The 25,116-nt window shown below is 71.2% G+C and carries 21 protein-coding genes; 9 read left to right on the top strand and 12 right to left on the bottom strand.

What is annotated here, in order from left to right; genetic code table 11:
• Positions 1-77 precede the first annotated feature (77 nt).
• Entirely contained in the window at positions 78-281 is a 204-nt protein-coding gene (locus PZB75_RS16040) for a cold-shock protein (protein WP_006604711.1), read from the bottom strand.
• Positions 282-580: 299 nt separating this feature from the next.
• Positions 581-958: a MerR family transcriptional regulator gene (locus PZB75_RS16035; RefSeq protein ID WP_275535981.1), complete on the bottom strand. Its 378-nt coding sequence runs from the start codon at positions 956-958 to the stop codon at positions 581-583.
• Positions 959-1,705: 747 nt separating this feature from the next.
• Here PZB75_RS16035 and PZB75_RS16030 point away from each other — a divergent pair.
• From PZB75_RS16030 to PZB75_RS16005, 6 genes are all read left to right on the top strand, one after another.
• The gene (locus PZB75_RS16030; RefSeq protein ID WP_275538730.1) at positions 1,706-2,179 is read left to right on the top strand and encodes a hypothetical protein; all 474 of its coding nucleotides are present in this window, start codon (positions 1,706-1,708) and stop codon (positions 2,177-2,179) included.
• 86 nt (positions 2,180-2,265) lie between these two features.
• Positions 2,266-2,964, top strand: a complete 699-nt coding sequence (locus PZB75_RS16025; RefSeq protein WP_275535980.1) for a toxin — start codon at positions 2,266-2,268, stop codon at positions 2,962-2,964.
• Positions 2,965-2,992: 28 nt separating this feature from the next.
• A complete protein-coding gene (locus tag PZB75_RS16020) occupies positions 2,993-4,249 on the top strand; it encodes an MAB_1171c family putative transporter (RefSeq protein WP_275535979.1) in 1,257 nt (418 codons plus the stop codon).
• Positions 4,246-4,947: a hypothetical protein gene (locus tag PZB75_RS16015; RefSeq protein ID WP_275535978.1), complete on the top strand. Its 702-nt coding sequence runs from the start codon at positions 4,246-4,248 to the stop codon at positions 4,945-4,947. The genes PZB75_RS16020 and PZB75_RS16015 overlap by 4 nt, the downstream gene beginning before the upstream one ends.
• Before the next feature lie 345 nt (positions 4,948-5,292).
• Positions 5,293-7,506: a TerD family protein gene (locus tag PZB75_RS16010; RefSeq protein ID WP_275535977.1), complete on the top strand. Its 2,214-nt coding sequence runs from the start codon at positions 5,293-5,295 to the stop codon at positions 7,504-7,506.
• A gap of 178 nt (positions 7,507-7,684) precedes the next feature.
• On the top strand, positions 7,685-8,536 hold the full coding sequence (locus tag PZB75_RS16005; protein ID WP_275535976.1) for a GNAT family N-acetyltransferase: 852 nt from the start codon (positions 7,685-7,687) through the stop codon (positions 8,534-8,536).
• A 369-nt stretch (positions 8,537-8,905) separates the two neighbouring features.
• Here the strand turns inward: PZB75_RS16005 and PZB75_RS16000 are convergent, their stop codons facing one another.
• A complete protein-coding gene (locus PZB75_RS16000) occupies positions 8,906-10,615 on the bottom strand; it encodes a SpoIIE family protein phosphatase (protein WP_275538729.1) in 1,710 nt (569 codons plus the stop codon).
• Between the two features lie 300 nt (positions 10,616-10,915).
• On the opposite strand from PZB75_RS16000, the gene PZB75_RS15995 reads away from it, so the two are divergent.
• Both PZB75_RS15995 and PZB75_RS15990 read left to right on the top strand, forming a co-directional pair.
• Entirely contained in the window at positions 10,916-11,425 is a 510-nt protein-coding gene (locus tag PZB75_RS15995; protein ID WP_275535975.1) for a hypothetical protein, read from the top strand.
• Positions 11,426-11,561: 136 nt separating this feature from the next.
• Entirely contained in the window at positions 11,562-13,010 is a 1,449-nt protein-coding gene (locus tag PZB75_RS15990; protein WP_275535974.1) for a flotillin family protein, read from the top strand.
• 209 nt (positions 13,011-13,219) lie between these two features.
• On the opposite strand, the gene PZB75_RS15985 is transcribed toward PZB75_RS15990, so the two are convergent.
• The 9 genes from PZB75_RS15985 to PZB75_RS15945 all read right to left on the bottom strand — a co-directional run bounded on the left by PZB75_RS15985 (position 13,220) and on the right by PZB75_RS15945 (position 23,087).
• A complete protein-coding gene (locus PZB75_RS15985) occupies positions 13,220-13,954 on the bottom strand; it encodes a maleylpyruvate isomerase family mycothiol-dependent enzyme (protein ID WP_275535973.1) in 735 nt (244 codons plus the stop codon).
• 222 nt (positions 13,955-14,176) lie between these two features.
• Complete coding sequence (locus PZB75_RS15980) at positions 14,177-15,439, bottom strand: MFS transporter (RefSeq protein WP_275535972.1); 1,263 nt, start codon at positions 15,437-15,439, stop codon at positions 14,177-14,179.
• 73 nt (positions 15,440-15,512) lie between these two features.
• Entirely contained in the window at positions 15,513-16,415 is a 903-nt protein-coding gene (locus PZB75_RS15975; protein WP_275535971.1) for a methyltransferase domain-containing protein, read from the bottom strand.
• Positions 16,412-17,794 (bottom strand): aminotransferase class III-fold pyridoxal phosphate-dependent enzyme, encoded by a 1,383-nt coding sequence (locus PZB75_RS15970; protein ID WP_275535970.1) that lies wholly within the window; start codon positions 17,792-17,794, stop codon positions 16,412-16,414. Before PZB75_RS15970 ends, PZB75_RS15975 begins: the two co-directional genes overlap by 4 nt.
• The gene (locus PZB75_RS15965) at positions 17,784-18,962 is read right to left on the bottom strand and encodes a hypothetical protein (RefSeq protein WP_275535969.1); all 1,179 of its coding nucleotides are present in this window, start codon (positions 18,960-18,962) and stop codon (positions 17,784-17,786) included. The genes PZB75_RS15970 and PZB75_RS15965 overlap by 11 nt, the downstream gene beginning before the upstream one ends.
• Positions 18,963-19,077: 115 nt before the next feature.
• On the bottom strand, positions 19,078-20,355 hold the full coding sequence (locus PZB75_RS15960) for a GNAT family N-acetyltransferase (protein WP_275535968.1): 1,278 nt from the start codon (positions 20,353-20,355) through the stop codon (positions 19,078-19,080).
• A gap of 50 nt (positions 20,356-20,405) precedes the next feature.
• Positions 20,406-21,782 carry a DUF6002 family protein gene (locus PZB75_RS15955; RefSeq protein ID WP_275535967.1) on the bottom strand — a complete coding sequence of 459 codons (1,377 nt, stop codon included), beginning with the start codon at positions 21,780-21,782 and terminating at the stop codon, positions 20,406-20,408.
• Entirely contained in the window at positions 21,779-22,213 is a 435-nt protein-coding gene (gene panD, locus PZB75_RS15950) for an aspartate 1-decarboxylase (protein WP_275535966.1), read from the bottom strand. Before panD ends, PZB75_RS15955 begins: the two co-directional genes overlap by 4 nt.
• A 25-nt stretch (positions 22,214-22,238) precedes the next feature.
• On the bottom strand, positions 22,239-23,087 hold the full coding sequence (locus PZB75_RS15945; RefSeq protein WP_275535965.1) for a TauD/TfdA family dioxygenase: 849 nt from the start codon (positions 23,085-23,087) through the stop codon (positions 22,239-22,241).
• 763 nt (positions 23,088-23,850) lie between these two features.
• Between PZB75_RS15945 and PZB75_RS15940 the strand changes: the two genes are divergently transcribed.
• Entirely contained in the window at positions 23,851-25,005 is a 1,155-nt protein-coding gene (locus PZB75_RS15940; protein WP_275535964.1) for a methyltransferase domain-containing protein, read from the top strand.
• The last annotated feature ends 111 nt before the right edge of the window (positions 25,006-25,116 follow it).

The following is a 25,116-nucleotide window of genomic DNA, read 5'->3' as shown; positions in this document are numbered from 1 at the left end:
CCTGGCGGACGCGGAAAAAAGCAACGAGCTGGGGCCCGCACCCAAGGTGCGGGCCCCAGCTGCTGTACGCCTCAGCGTCAGGCGGGAACGATGTTCTCGGCCTGCGGGCCCTTCTGGCCCTGCGTGACGTCGAAGTTCACCTTCTGGCCTTCCTGGAGCTCGCGGAAGCCCTGGGCGGCGATGTTGGAGTAGTGGGCGAAGACGTCAGCGCCGCCACCCTCCTGCTCGATGAATCCGAAACCCTTTTCCGCGTTGAACCACTTAACGGTGCCAGTAGCCATGTTCATATCTCCTTCGGGGCAATGCCCGGAGGCCCACACTGTGCGGACCCCACGTCGCCGCGATGATTACCCCGCCCGGAAGAGAATCCGGGAAATACAGAAGTGCGCTCACCGTAGGAATCGGCGAGAACACTTGAAGTTTTTTGGGAACCACAACTGCAACTGAGATCAACCGTAGCACGATGCAAGCGGACAGGCGCGGCACGTAATATCGCTCCGTTCCGTGGCCCATAAACTCTCATCGCACACGGCACAAAATTCTGTGCCTGCCGACGGAGATATTCTCGCCCGGTGATCGGTCAGGAGGCGTTGTTCCGGCCCGGTGCTTGGCCGGCGCCCGGCCCGGAGGCCGAGTCGGCGGTGGGCCGGCGCAGCTCGGCGTTGAGGCGCAGCGCCTCTTCGAGCTGGTCCTCCAGGATCACGATGCGGCAGGCGGCGTCGATCGGGGTACCGCCGTCGACGAGTTCGCGGGCGCGGGCCGCGATGCGCAGTTGGTAGCGGGAGTAGCGGCGGTGGCCGCCCTCGGACCGCAGGGGCGTGATCAGGCGCGCGTCACCGATGGCCCGGAGGAAACCGGGCGTCGCACCGATCATCTCCGCGGCGCGCCCCATGGTGTAGGCGGGGTAGTCGTCGTCGTCGAGCCGGTCCGTGGCCTGCGGCGGGGTTTCTGGGGGCATGTACACCTCTTCTGTGACGCGGCGAGGAGCCCGGAGCGAAATTCCGGGGCCGCCCTGCCCGGGCACCTCATGTCTATCGTAGCCACGGCAGATTTTCCTGGGCGGACGGGAGAAGTTGTCTGCGCGCCCCGCATGTGTCCGAGGGGTGCCCCGTCCGTGTCCGACGGATGCCCCGGCGTGTACGACGGGTGCCCCGCATCCGTCCCGTGAATGCGCGGGACGGCGCACGGGTCGTGGGGGCGCACCACGGAGGGCGGAGATGGAGGCGGCGGGGGCGCACGGGCGTGGGGGCGCACCACGGAGGGCGGGGGCGCACGGGCGCGGCATCCCCGGGAGACGGTGGGCGGGGCGCACGGGCGCGGGGCCCCGGGAGACGGTGGGCGCGCGTGTCGCCGCGCCCATCGGGCGGGGCTCCTGTCCCCCGTCCCTGGCCAGGGGACATAATGCTGGTGTAGCCCTTCACGCATCCCCCGTCGTGAAGGGCTACACCCCTGTTCACGCGGGCGAGGCGCGGGCAGGGGACTCCCCTCGTGGCCCCCCGCCCGCGCCCGCGTTTTTTCGAGTTAACAGTGACGTAAAGTGTTTGCGCAAGCCCGTTCCTGTTCACGGAGCCGGGATGTTCCCATTCGTCGCTTGCGCCGGGGAGACCGTGTCGCGGTCCGTTACAGTACGAGCCCGTTGACCGAATCGAACACCGCGCAGCGTCGGAAGAGCGCACGAGCGGCGGACGTGAACGTGGGGGCCCGGATGGACAACGGCGAAGAGCAGACGCCCGACCTGAAGACCTTGCAGCAGAAGGTCGAGTACATGGTGGAGAAGACCTTCCCGGGCCAGAAGGTGTCGGGCCGGGTCTTCGCGGACCTCGTCAAGGAGCGGGGCGGCTCCCTCTCTCACAGCTACTTCTCCAACATCCTCGCCGGGAAGGTCACCCAGCCCTCGGAGGACATCCTCAAGGCACTCGGCCTCGGCTTCGGGGTGGACTGGCGGTTCTTCAAGGAGGAGTCCGAGGTCGTCGACGACGTCGTCGCCGGTCTCCAGTTCCTGGCGAAACGCCGCACGGGTGAGCTGAGCGGCCTCGCGGGCCGGGGCCTGGACGACGACGGGCTCCCGCCGGAACTGCTGAGGTTCGCGCTCTCCCTCCTGGAAGAACCCCAGTCGTCACAAGGGAACGCACCAGGGGACCCGCAGGCGGACGCCGCCCGCGGAGACCGGGAAGAGTAGCGAGGGGCGTGCGCCCGTCGGGGGGTGCCGGCCGGCACCACCGCCACGGGGCACACGCACCGCGCGACGACGATCAAGAGGTATCGATGTCCATGCGCGAGCTGCGGAAAGAGTGCGAGGCCGGACTGGCCGACCTGCCCATCCCCGCCCCGTTCAGCATCGAGGGACTGGTGGCGAACATGGCCGCCGCCCGGGGCCGGACGATCGTGCTGCACGCACTCCCCGAACGACTGGCGGGCGCCAACACCGCCTGCGGGCTGCGCCTCAAGTCCGGCGGCACCAGCTTCGTGCTGTACCGCCGCCGCCCGACCGCGTACCAGACCCAGCACGTCATCCTGCACGAGCTGTGCCACGAGTGGTTCGACCACGGCACCACCCTCGACGACGAGCAACTGCGGCGGCTGCTGCCGGTCTTCGACACCTCGCTGATCAACCGGGTGCTCAGCACGGACCCGCCCGAAGCCCCCGTATCGCCCGGCTCCCCCGTACCGTCCGTCCCCTCTGACCCTGCTGCCCCGCCCGGTTCGGCCGGCCCGACGGCCGGCGAGGACCCCATGGACGGTCTGCCGCCCGCCGTCGCCGACGCGGTCAGGTCCGGGGCGACGATCCAGGCGCGCGCGCAGTACGACACCCACGACGAACGGGTGGCCGAATTCGGTGCCTCGCTGATCCCGCGTTTGGCGAGAGACGTCACGAGCGATGACATGGTGGGGCGCCTGGCCAACTCGCTGTCCCGGCCCGTCGCCAACCGGCGGCGCGGCCCGTTCCGCCGCCCCCAGCCGTGAGGACGGCCCTTCCCCGAGGACTCCGCCCGTGACCGCCCTCGATCTCGCCGGCTATCTGATAGCCGTACTGATGACCGCTGTCGCCCTCTGGCGCATGCCCGCCGCGCTCTGGGGCGGCGAGGACGACAAGCGGCGCCGCGCCCTCTGGGGTTGTTACGCCGGATTCGCCGCCGCCCTGTGGACGAAGACCCGGATCGTCCGCATCGGGCTCAACGACAGCCCGGTCACCGACCTCTCCGTACTGATCAAGCACTACACGTCGACCGTCGCGATCCTGGCCATTCTCAGCTACATCGTCGCCATCTACGGGCAGTACCCGGACGGCGGCGCCGTCCCGCGCCATGTGCGGTTCGCGCGGGCCGTGCAGCAGGTCGCGGCCAAGGCGTCCGTCGCCACGCTGGTCCTGCTGACCGTGCTGTTCTTCACGGTGGTCGACCGCTCGACCCCGTCGGACCGGTTCGTCTCCGACCACGCGGGACAGTGGGGCGCGACGCTCTACATGAGCGTGTTCTACCTCTACCTCGGCGCCGCGTCCGCCGTCTGCGCGTACCAGTGGGCCCTCGCCACCATGGGCGTCCGGCTGCGTCATCTGCGGATCGGTCTCGGCATGATGACCTTCGCGATGTTCATCGGGGTCGGCTACACCGTCAGCCGCACCCTGTTCCTCTGGGTGAGTGTCGCCGACCGCCCCAGCGAGGCGTTCGCGCTGGACTTCGACGAGATCACGGAGGCCGCGCAGGTCGTCCTCTTCGCCTTCTTCGCGCTGGGCGCCTCGGTGCCCGCCTTCAGCAAGGGCTGGCGGCGCGCGAAGCTGTGGCGGGCGCAGACACGGCTGCACCCGCTCTGGTACGAGCTGATGACCGCGTTCCCCGACCAGCCCTTCGAGCCCCCGGCCCCGCTCCTGCGCGAGCTGACCCGCTTCGACACCCCCGCCGACCTGCGGATCGACCGATGGGCCGCCGACATCGCGGACGCGGCCGAGAAGCTGCGGCACTACGTACCGGACGCGCTGCTGCCCGCGGCGTCGGCCGCCGCCGCCGCGGACACCACCGATCCGCGCAAGGCGGGCCCGCTCGCCGAGGCCCACTGGATCAGGGCCGCCCTCGCGGTCAAGGCCGAGGGCGGGCAGCCCGGCCGGGCCGCGACGATCGACGCGAAGCACGCCGCCGACCAGGACGGCGAGGTCGCCCGCCTGGTGCGGGTCGCCGCCGCGTACCGAACGATCACCAACGACCGGACCCGGCAGGTGCTGGGCTCCCTGAAGTCAGTGGAGAAGACAGCGTGACCCCCACATCCCCCACGCCCCCCGCCTCCTCGGCGTCCACCGCCTCCTCCACGCCCTCGGCGGCCTCGGTTTCCTCCCCGGCGTCCGCGGCCGCTCCCGGGGCCGCCCCTTCCGCCCCGCCCGCCACGCGGGTCACCGCCGCGGCCCGTACGGTCACGGACGTCCTCCAGCCCCGCAACGTCCTGCTCGTCGGGATGCTCGCCATCGGGCTGGCCTCGGCGGGTGACTGGACCGGCCTCCTCTGGGGCTTCCTCGGCGCGCTGTGCGCGGGGCTGATCCCCGCCGGATACATCGAATGGGAACGCGGCAGGGGCACATGGGGCGACCGGCACGTGGTCGACCGCACCAAGCGGGCCCCGATCTTCTTCGTCATCCTCGGCTCGATCGGCGCGGGCTCGGTCGTGATGGTCCTCGGCCACGCCCCGACCGGCATCCTCGCCGCGATGCTCGCGCTCTGGGCGATGACCGTCGTCCTGCTGGCCGTCAACACGGTGTGGAAGATCTCGGTGGACTCGGCGGTCGCGTCGGCCGTCGTGGCACTGCTCGCCATGGCGCACTCGCCGTGGTGGCTGTTCGCGTACGCCATGACGGTCGCCGTGTGCTGGTCACGCGTCCGACTGACCTACCACACCGTCGCGCAGACGGTCGCGGGAGCGGCGCTGGGTGCGACGACGGCGGTGGCGTTCCTCTTCGTCTGAGCCGAGTCCGGGGCCGGGCCGAGGCCGAGACAAGTCCGAGGCCAAGCCTGAGCCCGTGGCCGAGGTCGAGACCAGACCCGAGCCCGAGGCCAAGTCCGAGCCCGCGCCCAGACCCGAGCCCAAGTCCGGTGGTTCCCCCGCGTTCCGCACCGCACCCGGCCGTTTCCCCAAGGGGCGGCAAACTTTCACACCATCTCCTCACCCGGGACCTGCGGAGGATACGGTTCACTGCGTGTGTACGCGCTTCGTACGTGTCGCATCACGGAACGACACATACGCGGCTGCCCGGCGTCCTTCCGCTGCCTCTGGAGCAGCCGCACGTCCGGGGGGACGAACATGCAGGAAATGCCCAAGGGTGCCAACGTCGGCCTGGCGACGCTCAGCGAGGAGGCCGACGCGGTCATCGTCAGCCTGAGCTGGAGCAGCGCGTCCGGTGACGGTGACGCGGATGTGTCGGTGCTCCTGCTGGACGAGAACGGCAAGGTGCGCGGCGAGTCGGACTTCTACTTCTACAACCATCCGGCCGCCGCCGACGGCAGTGTGAACCTGCTGGGCAAGACCCCCACCGACAACGGCGACGAGGACCGCATCAGCCTCGATCTGACGGCGGTCGCCCCGGACGTGGCACGGATCGTCGTGGCGGCGAGCCGGTACGGCGAGGCCCGTTTCGGTGATCTCGACGATCTGCGGCTGACGCTCGCCGACCGCTCGGGCGAGACCCTGCTCGGCTTCTCGATCGACGACGCGAGCGTGGAGACGGCGTTCATCTTCGGCGAGCTGTACCGGCGCGGCGAGGAGTGGAAGTTCCGGGCCGTCGGGCAGGGGTACGAGACCGGACTCGCGGGCCTCGCCACGGACTTCGGCATCGACATCGCCGACGACGAGGAGAGCGAGGCCGAGGCCGAGACCGCTGTGGGGGCCGAGGCTGGGGCCGGGGCGGGGAACACGTGCCCGGACGCGGGCTCGGGCGCGGATACCGGCGCGGGCGGTCCCGGAACGGCCGACGGCACGGCGGCCGTCGCGGCGCCCGCCGCTGCCGTCGTCCCCGTACTCGTACCCGCTCCCCGGTCCGAGTCCGCGCCCCCCGCGGCCGTTCCCGTTCCCGCCCCTGGGCCCGTCCCCGAGAGCGCCCCCGCCGCTCCGCCCGCGCGCAAGCGCGGCCCCCGTACGGTGAAGAAGAAGGTCACCCTCCCCGCCGTCGCCCGGAAGTCGCTCGCCGACAACGACACCTGGCGGCCCGCTCTCCTCTTCCCCGTGCCGACCCTGAAGAGCGACAAGGAGCGTGAGGTACGGGCGACGTCCGTGCTGCTCTCGGTGATGGCCCAGGTACCGGAGTTCGGGCGTCGGCTGACCGCCGCGTTCGGCGCTCCGGCGGGCCGCATGGAGACGTACACCGAGGTGACCCTGCCGCACGGCGACACCCCCAAGCGCCCGGACGGCGTGATCCGGGTCGAGCGCGCGGGCAAACTGTGGACCGCGCTGGTCGAGACGAAGACCAACGGCAACCAGCTCAAGGCCGACCAGGTCCAGAGCTACATGGACATCGCCGCCCGCCGTGGTTACGAGGCGGTCGTCACGCTCTCCAACGACGTAGCTTTGGAAGGCAGTCCGCTCGTCGACGTCAAGATCGACGGACGGCGCAAGCACAAGGTCGCGCTGCGGCACCTCTCCTGGGCCGAGGTCGCCCAGCAGGCCCAGATGCTGATCCGCCACGAGGGTGTCGGCAACGCCGCACACGCCTGGCTCCTCCAGGAGTTGCTGCACTACCTCCAGCACGAGAACTCCGGCTGTCACGGCTTCCAGAACATGGGCCCCGCCTGGGTGCCCGTGCGCAACGGCATCGACACGGAGACCCTCTGCCAGGGCGATCCGCGCGCGGTCGAGGTCGTGGAGAGCTGGGAACGGCTCATCCGGCAGGTCTGCCTCAGGCTCGGCGGTGAACTGGGTCAGAAGGCGCTGCCCGTTCAGCGCGCCAGACGCGGCACCGATCCGGCGTCACGGCGTGCGGACCTCGCCGACCTGCTGTGCGAGGAGGGCCGCCTCTCCGCCGAGCTGCGCATCGACGGGACGCCCGGCATCCTCGCGATCACCGCGGATCTGCGAACGGCCAAGCTGCGTACGTCGGTCGAGATCCCGGCGCCCGAGGCCGGATATCCGCTCGCCGTCGCCAAGCGATTGATCCGGACGCTGGCCGACGCCCCGGCCGACCTCCATGTGGAGACGCTGCTGGACGGCCGCAGCGGTCCGCGCGGCACGCTGGAGCGGCTGCGGCCCGAACCGGGCGACCTGCTCCCGAAGGACGGCGCGCAGATCACCGGGTTCCGGCTCTCCCTGTTCAAGGGCATGGGCAACAGCCGTGGCAACGCGGAGTCGGGCTTCATCCGGAGCGTGGACACCGCCGTGGACCGGTTCTACGCCAACGTGGTCACGCACCTGCTCCAGTTGGACCGGCCGCGCCGTGCCCGTACCACCGCCACGGACGCCGGCGCCGCCACCGACCCGGAAGCGGGTGCGGACGCGGGTGCCACGGATGCCGGCACCGCTTCACCGGCCGCCTGACACCTCCCGGGCGCACGGTCCGTACGGGTGGTGTCGGGCGAACGGGCGTTGCGCGCCCGTCCGTTGGGGTAGACCCGTTGGGGCCGGTCTGTGGTCCGGGTGTCCGACCCGGGCGGCCCGGCCGGCCCAGGTGATCCGGGTGACCCGAGCGACCCGGACGAAGCGAACGGAGTGGTACGTGACACCGGTTGACATCAGCGTGGCGAGCGCCGACGACATGCGGCTGCTGTCGGACTGGGCGCACGAGGAGGGCTGGAACCCGGGCCACGCCGACGGCCCGGCCTTCCACGCCACCGACCCCGGCGGGTTCCTGATCGGCCGGATCGACGGCGAGCCCGTCTCGTGCGTCTCCGTGGTGCGGTACGGGGCCGCTTTCGGCTTCCTGGGCTTCTACCTCACCCGCCCGCACCTGCGCGGCCGGGGATACGGGACGCAGCTCTGGCGGGCCGGGATGGAACGGCTCGCGGGGCGCAACGTCGGACTCGACGGCGTCGTCGCCCAGCAGGCCAACTACCGTAAGTCCGGCTTCCGTTCGGCCTGGACCACGATGCGGTACGAGGGGGTCGTGCCCACCGGGGCCGAGCTCCCGGACGGCGTCGAGCTGATCGACGCGCGCACCCTGCCGTTCGGCCGGCTCACCGATTACGACCGGCGGTTCTTCCCGGAGGCCCGGGACAGTTTCCTGGCCCACTGGATCGCGAGCCCGGGTCATTCCGCGCTCGCGGCGGTCGGTGACGGAGAGGTGCGCGGCTTCGCCGTGCTACGGGCCTGCCGGGGCACCGCCTCGCGGATCGGTCCGCTCTACGCGTCGTCGCCCGAGGTGGCCACCGCGCTGCTGGCCACCCTGGCGGACACCGCGCCGGGCGAGCCGGTGGCGATCGACGTACCGGACGTCAACCCGGCCGCCGTCCGGCTCGCGGAGGGGCTGGGGCTGACCCCGTCCTTCGAGACCGCGCGGATGTACACGGGCCAGGTCCCGGGCGCGGACCACTCCGGCCTGTACGGGATCACCAGCCTCGAACTGGGCTGAACGGGCGAGGTGGCGGGACGCGGGCCGGGGGCGCGGGGCCGGTGGGACGGGGCCGGGCGGAGGGCGCCGGGCCCGTGGGCGGGACCGGGCCGGGGAACGCGGGGCCCGTAGGGCGGAGCGGGGCGTAGGACGCGGAGCCGGTGGGGCGGGACCGGGCGGAGAGCGCGGGACCCGTGAGGTGGGTCCGGGACGGGGTCGTCGGGCCCGGTGAGCGGGACCGGACGGAGGGCCCGGGGCCCGTGGGGCCGGTGGGGCGGGATCAGGCCAGGAGCGCGGGACCGCCGGGAACGCCGGGCCCGTGGACGGGACCGGGCCCGGGGCGCCGGGACGGTCCTGGCCGGGAACGCGGAGCCGGTCAGGGTCACCCCCTCAGGCGTCCTCGTCCGGGTCCCGGATTCTCGACGCGAGCAGAGCGATGTCGTCCTCGGTGTTCCGGCCGAACCGCTCAAGGGCCTCGTCCAGCAGCTCGTCAAGGCTGCCGCTCAGCGGTATCCGCAGGCTCAGCAGACGGTTCACCGAATCGTCGATGCTCTCGTCGCGCCGCTCGACCAGCCCGTCGGTGTACATGAACAGCACGGTCCCGGGGCCGCACGGCGCGACCGTGGTGCGGTACCCGCCGAGCCCCGTGCCGAGCGGCGGCCCCGTCGCCACCTCACCGAACCGTGCGCCGCCCGGCGCCGGATCGATGAACAACGGTGGCAGGTGCCCGGCGCTGGCCACCTGGCACACCCCGCGGAACCGGTCGACGATCGCCAGCAGACAGGTCGCCGCCCGGTCCAGGCCCGACTTCTCCACCATGGTGTCGAGTTGTTCGAGAATCCGGTGCGGCGGCAGCTCCTCTTCGGCGAGCAGCCGCAGCAGCGAGCGGTAGTGACTCATCTCGACCGCCGCCTCAACCCCGTGACCCATCACATCGCCCATCGCCTTCAGATGCCGCCCTTCGGTGAGCGGGACGACGTCGAACCAGTCACCGCCCACCAGCACGCCCTGCTCCCCGGGGAGGTAACGGGTGGCGACCTCGACGTGGGCGTGCGGCGCGCGCGGCTCGGACAGCAGCGAGCGCTGCAACTCCATGGCCACAGCGCGCTCGTGCGCGTAGCGACGGGCGTGGTCCAGATCGAGGGCGGTCCGGTCGGCCAGTTCCCTGGCGACGATGAGGTCGTCCCCCTCGGTGAAGTCGGGTGAGTCGCCGGCACGGGCGAGGCTCAGCACCCCCAGCGACCGCCCCCGGACCCTGAGCGGCACCGCGACCACCGAGTGCAGGCCGACGGACCGGTAGCCGGCGGCCCGTTCGGGCGAGGGACCCACGCTGCTCAGCCGTGCCTCCTCGGTGAAGACCTCGACCACCGGTTCGTTCGTCGCCAGGCAGCGGACCACCGCCGAGTCGGCCTGGTAGTCGATGACGTCCCCCGGCATCTCGTAGTCCTTCGCGGCTTCCCGGAGGTCGGGAGTGGCGGCCAGCGCCGCCCGGCGCAGCCGCACCACGCCGGGCGGCGCAGGCCGCACGGAGTGGCCGATGTCCGGCGGGAAGACCTCGACGGTGGCGGCGTCGGCGAGCGTGGGCACCACGAAGTCCACGAGTTCCTGGCAGGTGGTGTCCATGTCGAGGGTGGTGCCGATGCTGACGGACGCGGTGTCCAGCAGCGAGAGGTAGCTCCGCGCCAGCTCCAGCTCGCGCAGCCTGCTCCGGGACGCGGTGGCCTCCAGCACGATCCCGGCCACGCCCGCGATCCGGCCCTCCCGCTCCAGCCGGTGGTACACCCCGTGCCAGTACCGCCGCTCCCGGCCGGACGACGCCCGGGTGTGACCGCTGCTCGTGATCTCCCGGGGTTCGCCGTCGGCCAGTACCGCGCGCAGCAGGTGCTCGCGGGCGTCGAGGTCCGGCAGCACCTCCCCGATGGTCCGGCCGAGGTGTTCGGCGGCCGGGACGCCGTTGAGCCGTGCGAGGGCGGGGTTGACGTAGACGTACCGCAGGTCGGTGTCCAGCATCACGATCCCCGCGGGGGTGCCGTCGAGGATCGCCGTCCCGGGCGGGGCGGGCGGGGCCGCGCCGGTTCCGTCGTGCGGTGCGTCGTCGATTCCGTCGTGGGGCGCGTCGGCAGGCAAGGGGGACCTCCTGAATCCATCCTTACACCGGCATGAACGACATGTCGCCTTGTCCTCGCCCCTGTCCCGACCCGCGGGCCGCCGCCCGTGCCGGGTGGTTCCCGGGCGCGGGAGAAACAAATGGCGACGATTCCGTTACCGCAGAAGGCGGCACCAAAGGCAGGTAAAAGATTGCCGGGTTCCGGCAGTGCTTTCCATGGCCGACGTATGGGACCATCTGGTCAGATCAACGGTAGTTTTTCGGGGGATTTCAAGGATCGGGAGGGTGATCACGTGACCTTGTTCCTCGGTCTCGGTATCGCGGGGGTCGCACTGCTCGCGCTCTCACTGATCTTCGACGGGGTGCTGGAAGGACTGTTCGGCGGAGTGCTGGACGGTATTTTCGACGGCCTTCTCTCGCTCCCCGTCATCGCCGGTTTCGTGGCGATGCTCGGCTTCGGCGGCGCGATCGTGCTCGGCACCACGGGTGCGGGTACGGTGGCCGCGACCGTCGCCGGAATCCTGGCGGGGCTGGTCGCGGCCTGGCTGACCTGGAAGTTCAGTCAGGCCCTGATGCGGGACCAGACCACCGCGGCACCACGCGGTTCGGACCTCGTCGGCACGGCCGGCTCCGTGATCACGGCCATTCCGGCCGAGGGCTACGGAGAGGTCATGCTCAGGCTCGCGGGCCAGCCGGTGAAGTTCTCGGCGAAGAGCCCGGTGCCGATGCCACGCGGCACGGAGATCTGGGTCGAGGCCGCGCTGTCGAACACCTCGGTGTCGGTACGCCCCGTCGAGCGCTGAAACCCCGTCGCGGACCGGCACATGAGCCCGGACGCCATTTCCCAGCCGTAAGAACCACATCACCACCACCAAGATCCAAAGCACCACAGCCTGAATCGATCTGCCGTCCCCCGTCGGGAGGCAGGGGGGACACTCCATGAGCCCAGTCGTCATCGCAGTAATCGGAATAGTCGTACTCGTCGTTCTCCTCGCGCTTGTAGTGATCACCCGCTACAAGGTCGCCGGGCCCAGCGAGGCGTTCATCATCACGGGCCGCCGGGGCAAGAAGTCCACCGACCCCGAGACCGGCCGGATCAGCGTCGACAACAGCGGCCAGAAGGTCGTGGTCGGCGGCGGCGTCTTCGTCGTGCCGTTCGTCCAGCAGAAGTTCACCCTGGACCTGTCCAGCCGCCACATCCCGATCGCCGTGCGCGGCGCCGTCACCCTGCGCGGTGTGAAGGCGAACCTCGAAGGCGTCGCGATCGTCAAGGTCGGCGGCAACGAGGACGCGATCCGGGCCGCCGCCCAGCGATTCCTCCAGCAGCAGGACGGCATCGTCGGCTTCACGCAGGAAGTGCTGTCCGGTGCGCTGCGCGCCATCGTCGGCCGGATGGCCGTCGAGGACATCATCCGCGACCGTGCCGCGTTCGCCGGCCAGGTCGCCGAGGAGGCCGAGACCAGCCTCTCCGGCCAGGGCCTGATCCTGGACGCCTTCCAGATCCAGGACATCACCACCGAGGGCTCCTACCTCGAAGACCTCGGCCGCCCCGAGGCCGCCCGCGCCAAGCAGGAGGCGGACATCGCGGAGGCGATCGCCAAGCGCGCCTCCGAGCAGGCCCGGCTGAAGGCGGCGGAAGAGATCGCCATAGCCGAGCGGACGTACTACCTCAAGCAGGCCGAGATCAAGGCCGAGACCGAAGCGGCGGCGGCGAAGGCCAACGCGGCGGGTCCGCTCGCCGAGGCGGCCCGCAACCAGGAAGTCCTCCAGGAGCAGGAGAAGGTCGCCGAGCGCCAGGCCGCGCTGACCGACCGCGAGCTGGACACCAAGGTGCGCAAGCCCGCCGACGCGGCCCGTTACCAGGCCGAGCAGGAGGCCGAGGCCCGCCGTATCGCGCAGGTCAAGGAGGCCGAGGCCGAGGCGGAGCGCGCCAGGCTCACCGGTCAGGGTGAGAAGCTGCACCGCTCGGCGCTCGCCGACGCCGTGCGCATCGAGGGTGAGGCCGAGGCCGCCGCCATCGCCGCGAGGGGTTCGGCCGAGGCCGAGGCCATGCAGAAGAAGGCGGACGCGTTCGCGCAGTACGGCGACGCGGCCGTGCTCCAGATGCTGGTCGAGGTGCTGCCGCAGGTCGTCGCGAAGGCGGCCGAGCCGCTCAGCGCCATCGACAAGCTGACCGTGATCTCCACGGACGGCGCCAGTCAGCTGTCCCGTACGGTCGCGGACAACGTCGCCCAGGGCATCGAACTCCTCAACTCCACCACGGGAGTCGACCTCGCCGCCCTGCTCCAGAACCTCAAGGGCCGGGGCACCGCGCCCGCCGAGGGCGCGGCGCCGGCGACCGTACCGGCGACCACCACGCCCAACGGCAAGATCGAGGTGACGGACTGACCAGGGGCTGAGCACCGGCTCCGGGGCCCACGGGTCCCACCCCTGACGTGCAGGTGTGCCCGGCGGTGAGCACTTCACCGCCGGGCACACGCATGCCCGCCCGTCCCGGCGTCGCCGCCGCCTGCCCTCCCGTCCCCCGCGTCCCGTCCTTCCCGTTCTCCGTACCCTCCGTCACCCTCCGCGCCCGGCGGGCGCGCTCTCGCGATCCGTCACTGTTTCCAGGCCGGAACCGTCGGAAGCGGGCCCGGCGGCTCGACAGTGAGCCCGCTCCCGTCCGAACGGCCCGTCAGCCAGGCCAGCAGAGCGGCTGCCGGGCCGGTCACCAGCGGCCCCGTCCGCTCGCCGAGGGAGTGGACCACACGGTCCTCGTCCGCACGCAGTCGCATGTTCGGCACGTCCCGTTCCTCCCGCAGGAGTTCGACGACACCGCGCGTCTCCACGGCCACGAAACGATCCGGCCAGTCCTCCGGGGTGTGGCCGAGCGCCAGGTCGACATGGTGCATCTCCAACTCCCGCAGCAGGGTCCCGGGGACATCGCGGACCGGGCCCGGTCCGGAGTCCAGCCACCGCACGGGGACGTCCCAGGCGTCCCGGGGGTGGTGGGCGATGGCGTCCAGCACACGCCGCAGCGAGTCCTCCAGGTCGGCGCGGACGGCGTCGGCTCCGCGCCACGCCCCCTCCTCGATCTCCCGCTCACGGGTCTCCCCGTCGGGGTACTGCGGCAGGTCGGCGCCCGTGCGGGCAGCGGTCAGCAGGCGTACCCGGGAGTCCGCGCTCCGGGCCAGATGGGTGAGGACATGGGCACGGGACCAGCCGGGCAGCGACGAGGGGGCGCGTAGCTCGGTCTCGGTCAGGGGGCCCGCGGTGTCCAGCACCGCCCCGGCCGACGTCCGCAGAAGGGGGAGCAGGGCGGCGGGGTGTTCGTCACAGTCGTTCTCCGTCATGACAGATCCCTTTCCCGCCTTCCCCGGGACAAAGCGGTGTGTCGCCCGTCGGGCGGGGCATCGGCGGGGACCGGCCGGACGCCGTGCCCGACGGGGGAACGGGGGACGGGTGATGGGTGACGGGTGATGGGTGATGCGGGACGGGTACGGCCGGTGGCCGGTGGCGGTCGGCCGTACCCGTAGCCGTTACCCGTGGCCGCGTACCCGTACCCGTACCCGTACCTACGGAGTCGCGGGCCCGGCGGGCACCTCCGCGGGTCCCACGTCCCGCGGTTCCTCCGGTTCCTGGTGTCCGACCCGGAAGCCGTCCCGCGCGGCGCGGCGGCCGAGTGCGCCCACCGGTACCGCGGAGAGCAGGAAGAGCGCCGCCAGGATCACCCAGCCGACCTCGCTCAGGCCGACGACCAGGGAGGTGACCAGCGCGGGCCCCATCGCGACGGCGGCGGCCTCGGTGCCCGCCGTGACGCCCTGGTACTGCCCCTCGGCGTTCTTGGCCATGAGTCCGAGGGACAGTCCCCAGCGCGAGGAGACGTAGTACAGCTCTCCCACGATGTGCGCGCCCATGCCCAGGATGATCACCGTCGTCGCGATCACGGGGGACCGGGTCCACGCGGCGGCGGCGAAGACGACACAGCACACGGCGAGGGCCGTGGCCGAGATCCGGCTGGACCGTACCGCTCCCGCGATCCTCACCGACCGCCGGCTGATCCTGACCTGGAAGACCGCGATGGCCGCGGAACTGACCACCACCGCCAGCCCGGCCGTCCACAGCGGTGCGCGGGTGTCCTCGGCGATCCACAGCGGAAGGCCGCTGGACAGCAGCGCCCAGCACAGGGACAGCAGTGCCGTGCTGCCCATGATCGCCACATAGGGCAGATCGCGCAGTGCCCGCGTACCGGAGTGCTGTCGGTCGTGTGGCACAGGGGGTACGGAGGGAACGAGCATCGTCAGTGCCCCGGTCAGCAGGAGCGCGAGCGCGTCGACCAGTACGGCGGCCACGAAGACCGTCTGCCGGTCACTGGCCAGCACCAGGATGGCGATGCCCGCGCCCGCCGCGTAGGTGATGTGCTGGACGACCCGCCCCTGGGCCAGTACCCGTAGCCGGCTGTCGGGCTCCATCAGCCCGTACACCAGGGTGACGCGCACGCCGACGGCCGAGCTCTGCACGGCGGAGAAGAACGAGGTCACGAGGAGCAGCGACCAGAATCCCCCGACGAAGACGTAGGCGATCATGATGAGTCCGCGCAGGACGATGACGGTTCCCAGCACTTCGCGGGGGCCTCGGCGTTCGGCCATCACTCCGATCGGGACGGCGGCGAGCAGTCCGATCACTCCGCCGATCCCCATGGCCAGCCCCATGTTCGCGGCCGGGATGTCCCTGATCCGGGTGAGGTAGATCGCCCAGATGCTGAACCACAGCCCGTCGCCGAATCCGTTCACGCCCTGCGCGGTCAGTAATCGCCGTACTACGCGTCGCTTGTCCACGCTGTTTCCCTCGGTACGAAGTCGGTGCGGTGCCCAACGGCTTTCCCGGACCGCGCCGTGGCGACGGGACGGGTCACGCTCCCTCGGTCACGTCGGACGGGTCGGCCGCGTCAGGCAGGTCGGACACCCCGGATACGTCGGATACCCCGGTCACCTCGTTCACCTCGGGCACCCGGCCCCATGCCTGGAAGAGCGTCGGGTGCACGACGATCGTCCCCGGGTCCGCGAGGTGGGCGCGCAGTTCCCCGATCGTCCCGTCCAGTTCGTCGTGGCCGATCAGTCCGCGCTCCACCAGTGCGTCACGGCACAGTTCGGCCCGGTCGACGAGCAGCGTCTGGTAGGGGTGGTCGTGCTGGAAGACGCGGATTCCGGCATCGACGCCGATGTCGGTGAGTCCGGCCTCCCGCAGCAGCCGGGGGAGGCGCCGGCCGAGAAGTACGTCCATGCCGTTCAGCCGCCAGAGTTCGGTGATGGCGTCGACCAGCCGGTTCCACGCCGGATGGGGCGGGTCGCACACGCGCGAGATCCAGTCCACGTCCTGCACGGCCACGGTGCCACCGGGGCGGGCCAGGGCCACCATCGCGGCGAGCACGGCGGCGGAGTGCGGCACGTTCATGAGGACCAGCCGGGTGTGGACGAAGTCGAAACCGCCCGGCGCCTCTCCGCTCTCGGCGGCGTCTCCCTCGACCAGACGCACATTGGTCAGACCGCGTTCGGCCACCAGCCGACGGGCCAGATCGAGCATGCCGGGCTGTACGTCGATCCCGACGACCTCGCCGCCGGGGCCCACGTGTTCGGACAGCAGATCCATGATTCCCAGTGGGCCACAGCCGACGTCGATCGCACGGGTGTCAGGGCCCGGACCGCATCGACGGAGCAGCCGTTCGGCCTCCGGCCTGAACATCCGGCCCTGGAACAGCATGCGGTCCAGCTCGTCGGAGCCGGCTCCCATCAGGTACTGCTCCGCCACGGTCATACGGAACTCCTCGACTGTCCACGGGATGCGGTGCGGAAGGGGTGACCGGCCGGCCGGGTGGCGGCCGCGGCCTGCTCCAGGACGGCGCGGGCGGTGCGGGCCTCGTCCTCGGTGACGGTCAACGGCGGAGCGATGCGCAGGCAGTTGCCCTCCGGGCCGCCCATACCGATGAGCAGGCCCGCTTCACGGCACGCGGCCACGAACGCCCGCGCGGCCTCCGGATCGGGAGCGCCGGTGCCCGGCTCGACCAGGTCGACGGCGAGCATCAGGCCGTGGCCGCGCGCGGCGGCCAGATGCGGCTCGCTCCGCTGGAGGTCGCGCAGTCCCTCCAGCAGGTACGCGCCCACCACGTCCGCGTTGCGCATGAGGTCGCGGTCCCGGATGACGTCCAGGGTGACGAGGGCGGCGGTGCACGACAGGGGGTTTCCCCCGAAGGTGGAGATCGACTTGCCGGGCAGGCTGTCCACGACGGCCCGCCGGGCGACGAGACCGCCCAGCGGCAGTCCGTTGCCCAGGCCCTTGGCGAAGGTGAGGACGTCGGGGCGCAGTCCGTGCAGTTGGTGGCCCCACCAGTGCTTTCCGGTACGGCCCCACGCGGTCTGGACCTCGTCGCTGATGAGGACGCCGCCGCGGTCCCGGACGAGTTCGTCGTAACGGCGCAGGAGGGACGAGGGCGGGGTGTGGAACCCTCCGAGCCCCTGCACGGGTTCGATGATCAGCGCCGCGGTGTCCCCCTCCCGCTCCAGGGCGGCCGCCAGGTCCTGGACGGCCCGCTCCTCGTCGGCGCCGGTCCACGGCCCGTCGGTGCGGGCGGCGCCGTTGTCCGCCTGTGTCACCCGGAGCGGGGAGTAGGGGCTCGGCCGCCATCCGGGCAGGCCGGAGACCGCGGTGGTGGTCAGTGAGCGGCCGTGGTAGCCGTCGCGCAGGGCGACGACGTGGTTGGTCCCGGTGTGGCAGACGGCCGCCAGCAGAGCGGCGTCATTGGCCTCGGTTCCGGAGCTGACCAGGAAGACGACGGGATCGGGAATGCCGGACAGTTCCGCCAGCCGCTCGGCGAGGCGGATCTGGGCGTCGATGAGGTACAGCGTGGAGGTGTGGGTCAGACCGGAGGCCAGTTGCCGCTGGACGGCCTCGCGGAACTCGGGGAGGTCGTAGCCGAGGGAGTTGGTGAGGATACCGGCGAAGAAGTCGAGGTAGGTGCGGCCCTCGGTGTCGGTGACGTGGCGGCCGTCGCCCCGGTCGAGGGCGATGGGCCGGTCGTAGTAGGGGGTCAGCCAGCCGGGCATGACGCGCCGGTGCCGCGCGAGCAGGCTGTCGGCGGAACGTTCCGACGACGGCTGGGGGGAGGAGAGGTCGCTGGTCGGCCTGTCAGTGATCATGTCGGTCGGCACTTTCTGACGGCGGGAGGGCGGGCAGGAGTCGCAACCGCGCGCGCAGTCGCGTCATCCGGTCGCGTACGTGGGGGAGTTCGTCGGGCGGGTAGCGGGCGGGTGCGCCGGGCCAGTGGTCGCGCAGAGCTGTCAGGGCCGTCGGCGTGAGGTGCGTGACGCCGTCGGGTCCGACGACCGTGCCGTCCAGTTCGGCGCGGCGCAGGTTCCAGGCGACCGCCTCCTCCTGGGTGAAGCCGGGGGGCAGCCGCAGTCGTACGTCGTGGTGGTGGACGGTCACCGGGTATCCGCCGGGCAGGCCGTTCGGTCCGGGGAGATGACCGATGTACGCGGGTCCGCCACCGGCCAGGGCCATGACGGCGGCGGCGCCGGCCACGGCGCCGATCTCGTTGAGGTGGCCGCGCGGTCTGGCCCGGACGGCGGCCAGCGCGGAGCGCGGGTCGGTCAGTGGCGCCCCGTCGAGCCAGCCGAGGACGTCATGGTCCTCGTCGGCGGGGGCGTGCAGGTGGGCGTGGTGTGCCAGGAGCCGCAGTCGCCGCTGGTCGGACAGGCCGAGACGGACCGACAGCGCCGTGCCCAGCGTGGCGACGTTGCCCAGTCCGCAGGCCACGGGGCTGCCCGTGGCGGACAGCAGGGGGTTGACCGCGTCGGGGAAGCACGCGTTGACGAGGACGGTGTCGGGGGCGGCGTCCGCGCGGGCATCGGCGAACGCCATGGCCGCGGCGGCCTGGAACGGGAGCGTGAGGCCGAAGCCCGCCCGGCGGAGCAGATCGGTCCAGGCCGACGGTGCGGTGCGGGCCTCGGCCGGTGACTGCTCGGAGGTGGCGACGACCAGGATGTCGGGGCGCAGGGCTGCCAGCAGGCGGCGCGGCTGTTCCGGATCGTCGGGATCGATGTGGTGGGGGGTGCAGGTGGTGCGGGCACCGGTCAGGAAGGCGTGGTCCGCGGCGAGTTCGGCCAGGTGCGCGGCCCGCTCGGCGCTCGCGCTCAGCACGTGCGTCCGCACCGGTCGGGGGTACCGGGCGAGGGCGCGTACGAGCGCGGCGGCGAACGCCCCGGTCCCGGCGACGGCGATGCTGGGGCCGGTTTCGGTTCCGGGCCCTGATCCCGCTCCGGGCCCGGTTCCGGCTCCGGTTCCGGTGGCGCTCGGGCCGGTCACGGCCGTACCCCGTGAGTGGTCATGGTTGTACTCCGTGAGTGCTCATGGTCGTACTCCCTGGGCGGTCATGGTGTGCTCCCGCGGCGGTCACGGCCGTGGCGTACTCCCTCGGCGGTCACGGCCGCACTCCCCCGGCGCCCGCCGCCCGGCCGGTGAGGAAGTCGTCGAGGTCGACGACGCGCGGTTCGGGCAGCCCCGGGCAGCGGGCACTGATGTCCAGCCGCGGTGGGCGCGTGGAGTCGGTGAAGTACGTGGGGACCAGGACCGGGCCCGTCGTACCGCTGTCCAGACCGAGCAGCGGGTTGGCGACGAGGAAGTCACGGGTCTCCGGTGTGTCGCGCCGGACGTAGAGGCGGATGCGTTTGTCCGCGAAGTGGTTGGGGGGCAGGACGACGCGGGGGGCGAATTTGCGCTTCCACTGGAAGATGCCCTTGCCGAGGAACGCCTCCGTACCGAAGAAGTCCACGTGGGCCACGCGTCGCTCACAGGCCCAGCGCAGCAGGAGGTGGTAGACGGCCTTGAACGCGCCGTCGTCGTACAGCCGTTCCTCGGCGTCCAGCACGCCGAGCAGCCGGGTCGTGAGGGCCTTCCGGTCGGCGGACCAGTGGCACAGCACCCCGGCGACGCGCGTCCCCGCCTCGGTGACGAACATCAGGGTGCCGTGTCCGAGGATGGCGTGGCGCGCGACGGACGGGCTCTCGGTGCGGCTGCGGTCGCCGTGCCGGCGGCGCATGGTCGGCAGGTGCATCCGCCGGTAGAAGAAGTCGAACGCCTCGGGCGAGGAGTCCTCCTCCAGCGTCCACCGGTGCTCGCGTTGGTTGCGGCGGAACTCCCACCGTTCGCGCCGGGAGATCTGCTGTTCGAGGCGTTCGACGGTGTCGGGCACGTCCACCACCAGGTGGACGCGGAAGGGGGCGGTGATGGAGCCGGCCGTGGGCAACCGTTCCAGTTGGCGGGCCTGTGCGCCGACCACCACCAGGTCCGCGTCCGGCCAGCGTCCGGCCGCCAGGTCCTTCAGGGAGGTACGGCCCCGCTCCCGCCGCTCGGGCCCGGCGCCCGCGCGGGACCGCTGGAATTCGAGGAGTTGCAGGATGTTGGCCTCGCCCTGACGCAGGCCCAGATAGGCGATGTCGGGCTGGTCCGTCCGCACCCGGGACACCGTCACGGGCACCCGGCGGGGGCCGCTGTCGTACAGGCGTCTCGCGGTGCGCCAGGCCGGTCGTGGGCTGTTGTTCCAGGCGTAGGCCAGGCGGGCACGGGCGGCACGGGCGGCACCGGCGGCGGGCCCGGAGGTCCGGCCGGTGCCCGTGCCGGGTCCGGTGGTTGGGGGCGGGGTGGCAGGGGGCGGGGTGGTGGGGCCGTGCGGGTCGGGCGGTGCGGGTGCGGCGGACAAGAGGACTCCCGGTCGGGTGGTGGCGGATGCCGGTGTCGCGACGCGGGAACTCAGGCCGCTGCCGTACGGACCACCTGGCGCAGGTCCTCCAGGGACCCGACGCGCCGCAGGTGCCGTGGGTCGGCGGTACGGAAATCGTCGACGCCGTACGAGCCGGAACCGTGGACGAGCACCTCACGGGTGCCGACCAGTCCCCGGTCGATCCCGCACAGCACCCCGGTGAGGGCCATCACCAGCGACCACTCGCGCAGGTCCCGGGGATCGGCGGGCAGTTGGACGCCGTGGGGTGCGAGCATGTGCCGGATGCGCGGGTAGCGGTCCAGGCACTCCATGAGCGAGACCACCACACCGCTGCCTCCCTGCCGACGGATGATCTCGTTCATCCGCGGCGAGGTGGCGGGCGTGTGCGTGTAGAAGGTCGCGTCGAGCTGTTCGTCGGGGGCGTGGGCGCGCTGCGGGAAGTGCGGGTCCTCGCTCTGGTGGACCGCGCCGTCGCGGAAGGTCCAGGTCGGGCGGTGGTCGAAGCGGCCGTGACAGAGACTGGCCACCATGTCGGGGGTGCCCAGGTGCTGGACCAGGAAGTACTGCCCGCCGACGGCGGGCCATTCCCGTCCGGTGTGCCACTGCTGGCCGTGGAAGTGCCCCAGGAGGCCGAAGGCGCTGGACACCGAGTGCGCGTGGGTGCGTTCCCCGGCCGGCAGCCAGTCGCGTTCGAACAGGGCCCGTACGGCGTCCGCCACCATGTAGTTGCGCAGGTCCAGCGAGTGCCACAGTCGAATTCCCGTCCGGGCGTGGAGCGTCCGGGCCTCCTCGTCGACCACCGCGCGGGCGAGTTGCTTCACCTCGCCCGGCTCGTCGGTGCGCAGCACGGCGATCGGGTTGGCCGCGCGGGAGCCTTCGTCGGCGGCCAGGTCCGAGTGCCACAGCTTGGCCGTGGAGGTGTCCGGGACGACGCAGACGATGCGCAGTTCGGCGGGGGTGGCCAGCCCCGACTCATGGGCGCGCAGCACCGCGTCCCGGAGCGCGGTGGCCTTGTTCGCGCTCGACGGGGTGAGGATCATGACGGGCTCGCCGGTACGCCGGATGTGCGCCACGGCGCGGGCGACGATCACCAGGGACGCGAAGGTCTTCGTCGTGCGGGTGCGGGGGTTGTGCATCAGGTTCAGCAGACCGATCCGCCAGTCCACGGTCTCCTCCAGGACGTGGGCGCTGATGCCGGAAGGAGCGAGGAACCGGTTCAGCGCGGGTCCCGGGTCGGGCAGTTCCCAGCCGGGCGCGAACGCGCCGGTGTCGGTGCCGGCGAGGGCGGGGGCGTCGGCCGCCGAGGCGAGGATCGCGCGTAACTCGGTGTCGTAGTGGGTCAGCGCCGACGGGCTGTGCGGGCCGGACGCCTCGGTGGGCGGTGACGCGGGGTGGGTGGTGGTCATCGTGCGGCTCCTTCGGTCACGTCGCCGCGGATCAACCGCGCCGCCTCCGTGAAATCGGGTACTTCGGCGGGGTCGGCCCCGACCGAGAGCGGACGGTTGCCTTCGTCGACGAACACCACGTGCGGACGCGCCGTCCGGGCCGCCCGGTCGTCCAGGACCTGGTATCCGATGATGATGACCAGGTCGCCGGGGGAGATCAGCCGCGCGGCCGCCCCGTTGATGCCGATGGTGCCGCTGTCGCGCTCGCCTTCGATGACGTAGGTGGTGAGCCGGTTGCCGTTGTCGATGTCGACGATGTCGACCTGTTCGCCGGGCAGGAGGTCGGCGGCGTCCATCAGCGTGCGGTCGATCGTCACCGAACCGACGTAGTGCAGGTCCGCCTGCGTGACCGTGGCCCTGTGGATCTTGCTGTGCAGCATGGTGCGGTGCATGGGGGGTCTCCTCGCTGGGGCCGGGTCAGCCGGCTATCTGAATGCGGCGCAGATGCCGACTGCGGTCGCTGAAAGCGTTACGCGCGTGCAGCAGACGCCAGTTGTCCCAGATCAGCATGTCCCGCTCGTGGTACTCGACGGCGATGTGTTCGCGGTCGAAAGCGACGTGCCACCGGTCCTGGAGTTCCGCGGCGAAGTCGTCGTCGTCACGGATCAGGTTGTTGCAACTGAACCGGACGATGTCCCGCGCGCCTCCCGAAACTCCCGAACCTGCCGCGCCTCCCACGCCTTCCGAAACTCCCCCGCCTCCCGCGCCTTCCGAATCTCCCGGACCTCCCGGACCCCTCGGACCTCCCGGCGGATTCTCTTCGAGAATCGGGTGGCGGGTCTTCAGGTCGAGGCCCATTCGCTGGACCCCCTCCGTGGTCTTCCACTCGTAGTCCGTCTCCAGCAGCTGCTTGCGCTCGACCTCGGACAGGGCGGCCACCAGGGGGCGGGTGTCCATGAGGGTCGTCTCGCCGCCGGGCCCGGAGGCCGGGGTGATGCACCAGAGGGCGATGTACCGGGGCGGGGCGAAGGCGAAGTCGTAGCCCTCGGAGTGCGGGGTCAGGGGGCGGGTGTTGCCGGCGTGGTAGACGTCGTCCATACCCGGTTCCGGCCGGACGTCACCCACCACCGCGCCCGTGTAGTTCGGCACGAAGCTTCCCAGTACCCGGCAGAACCGGACCGGGTCGAATTCCTCTGTCACGTTGCACATGAGCACATAGCCATGCTCATCCATGAGTTGGTGGAATGTTCTCGACAGCAGTTCATCGGTCAGCGCCTGACCGTTGAAGTCGATCTGGGACAGAATACTGACAGGCGAGTGGGACACACTTCCTCCACGAATGGTGACCATGCCCGGACAATGGAACAGCCGGGCATACGGATGTGAATTGAACAGCACCGTTCCTTGGCTCTACTCACCGGATTGCACGTGAACGAGACCCACCTTAAATGGCCTGAGCGCGCACATGTCAAGAGAACACTGATGACTACTCTGTGCACCTGATACCAAAAACGATCAACGAATATGGGCGCTTTCCAGTCACACGAGCAACGTTTCACGCCGAAACACGAATGAGCGACTACGCAGAGTGTCGTTTTGTTTGGCTCAAAAGATGGCGGGCATTCGAAAAGATTCGATTTCCCTCGCACCGTCGATCTTCTGCACAAAAACTTCCACATCACAATGATCATTCTCCGCAATGGCGCGTCCGGACGTTGAATCTTGAACGGGCCGGGCAGGGGGATTGGACGAGACCGAGGAACGCCGGGAAACGTTGTAGGGCGCGATACATCGAATGCCCTCCCTCACGAAGAAGGCGGGGGAAGGTGGTTCTCCGGGATCGACGGGACTGATGCACACTGTGCGAGTCGAGTGGACGAGTCGGCCCGATCGATCGCGGGGGCAGGCGCGGGGACGCACCCCAGGAACGGGCCGCGGAGACGGGCATCGGAGAGGGAGAAAGGCAGTCATGGGACCGCACAGTTCGCCCATCGGGGACGACGGCTCGCAGCCCGGTAGGCCGATTCCGCCGCCGACCCCTCCCGCCCCGGAACCGAAGTAGCCGGCCGTGCCACCACACACACCCGATGTGAGTCCCCGCGCCCGTGCGGCGGGGATCGCGCGGCTCCTGGACGAGGTCTCGAAGGCTCGAACGCGACCGGTTCCGGAGAGTTGGCGGGACGCCTTTCACTCCGCGCCCCGGGACGCCTTCCTGCCACGGCGTCTGTGGTGGCGAGACGAAGACGGTGAATACCGGCTGTGCGACCGGGACCGCAGCCCGGACGACTGGCTGGTCGCGGCCTACTCCGACGTACCGTTGATCACGCGGTTCGTCACGGAGTCGGACGGCACACGCTCACCGGCGTCCTCCGCGTCGATGCCGAGCACCGTCCTGCGCCTGCTGGAGGGCGCCCGACTGACCGACGGCATGCGCGTGTTGGAAATCGGTACGGGAACCGGGTACAACACCGCACTGCTCAGCGCGCGACTCGGCGCGGACGCGGTGACCTCCGTGGAGATCGACGCCGCCCTCGCCGCCCGCGCCCGGACCAACCTCGCCCAACTCTCGTTCACCCCGACGCTGTTGTGCGGGGACGGCGCCGAGGGGCATGCGTCCGACGCCCCGTACGACCGCGTCCTGGCCACCTGCTCGGTGCGGTCGGTTCCGGTGGCGTGGCTGGACCAGACACGGACGGGCGGCGGCATCGTCACCCCGTGGGACAGCTCGTGGTGCTGCTACGGCACGCTCCACCTGGTCAAACGGGAGGACGGTGGCGCGGTCGGCCGGTTCGCGGCGTACGGCTCGTACATGCTCATCAGCGGTCAGCGCACGGACGTCGAACTGCACCGGGACGTACTGCGCGACGGACAGCGCCCCGAAAAGGGCACCACCGGCCTTTCCCCGTGGGCCGTCGCGGGGACCGATCTCGACGCGCAGTTCCACCTCGGCCTGACGGTGCCCGGCGCCTGGTACTCCTGGGACACCGGGACCGAGGAGGCACACACCAGGCTGTGGCTGGCGGACGACTCGGCCGGCAGTTGGGCGAGCGTCGACTACGACGGCGAGCAGACCGCCACGTTCCGCACGGCGCAGCATGGACCGCGCCGCCTGTGGGACGAGGTCGTGACGGCCCACCGGCAGTGGGTCCTGGCCGGGCGGCCGACGGTCGACCGGTACGGGATGACGGTCACGGCGGATACGCACAGGGCGTGGCTCGACGATCCGGGGCACCCCCTCGGCTGATCCCGGGCGTCAGTCGGCCAGGCAGGTCCGCACCACCGCGATCGGACGGTCCGCACATGCGTGGACGGTTCTGCCGCTGTCCCCCACGGCCCTGGCACCGGCACCATGATG

It is taken from the genome of Streptomyces sp. AM 4-1-1 (genome assembly GCF_029167625.1).
Taxonomy (GTDB): domain Bacteria; phylum Actinomycetota; class Actinomycetes; order Streptomycetales; family Streptomycetaceae; genus Streptomyces.
This window is presented reverse-complemented; position numbering and strand designations above follow the sequence as displayed.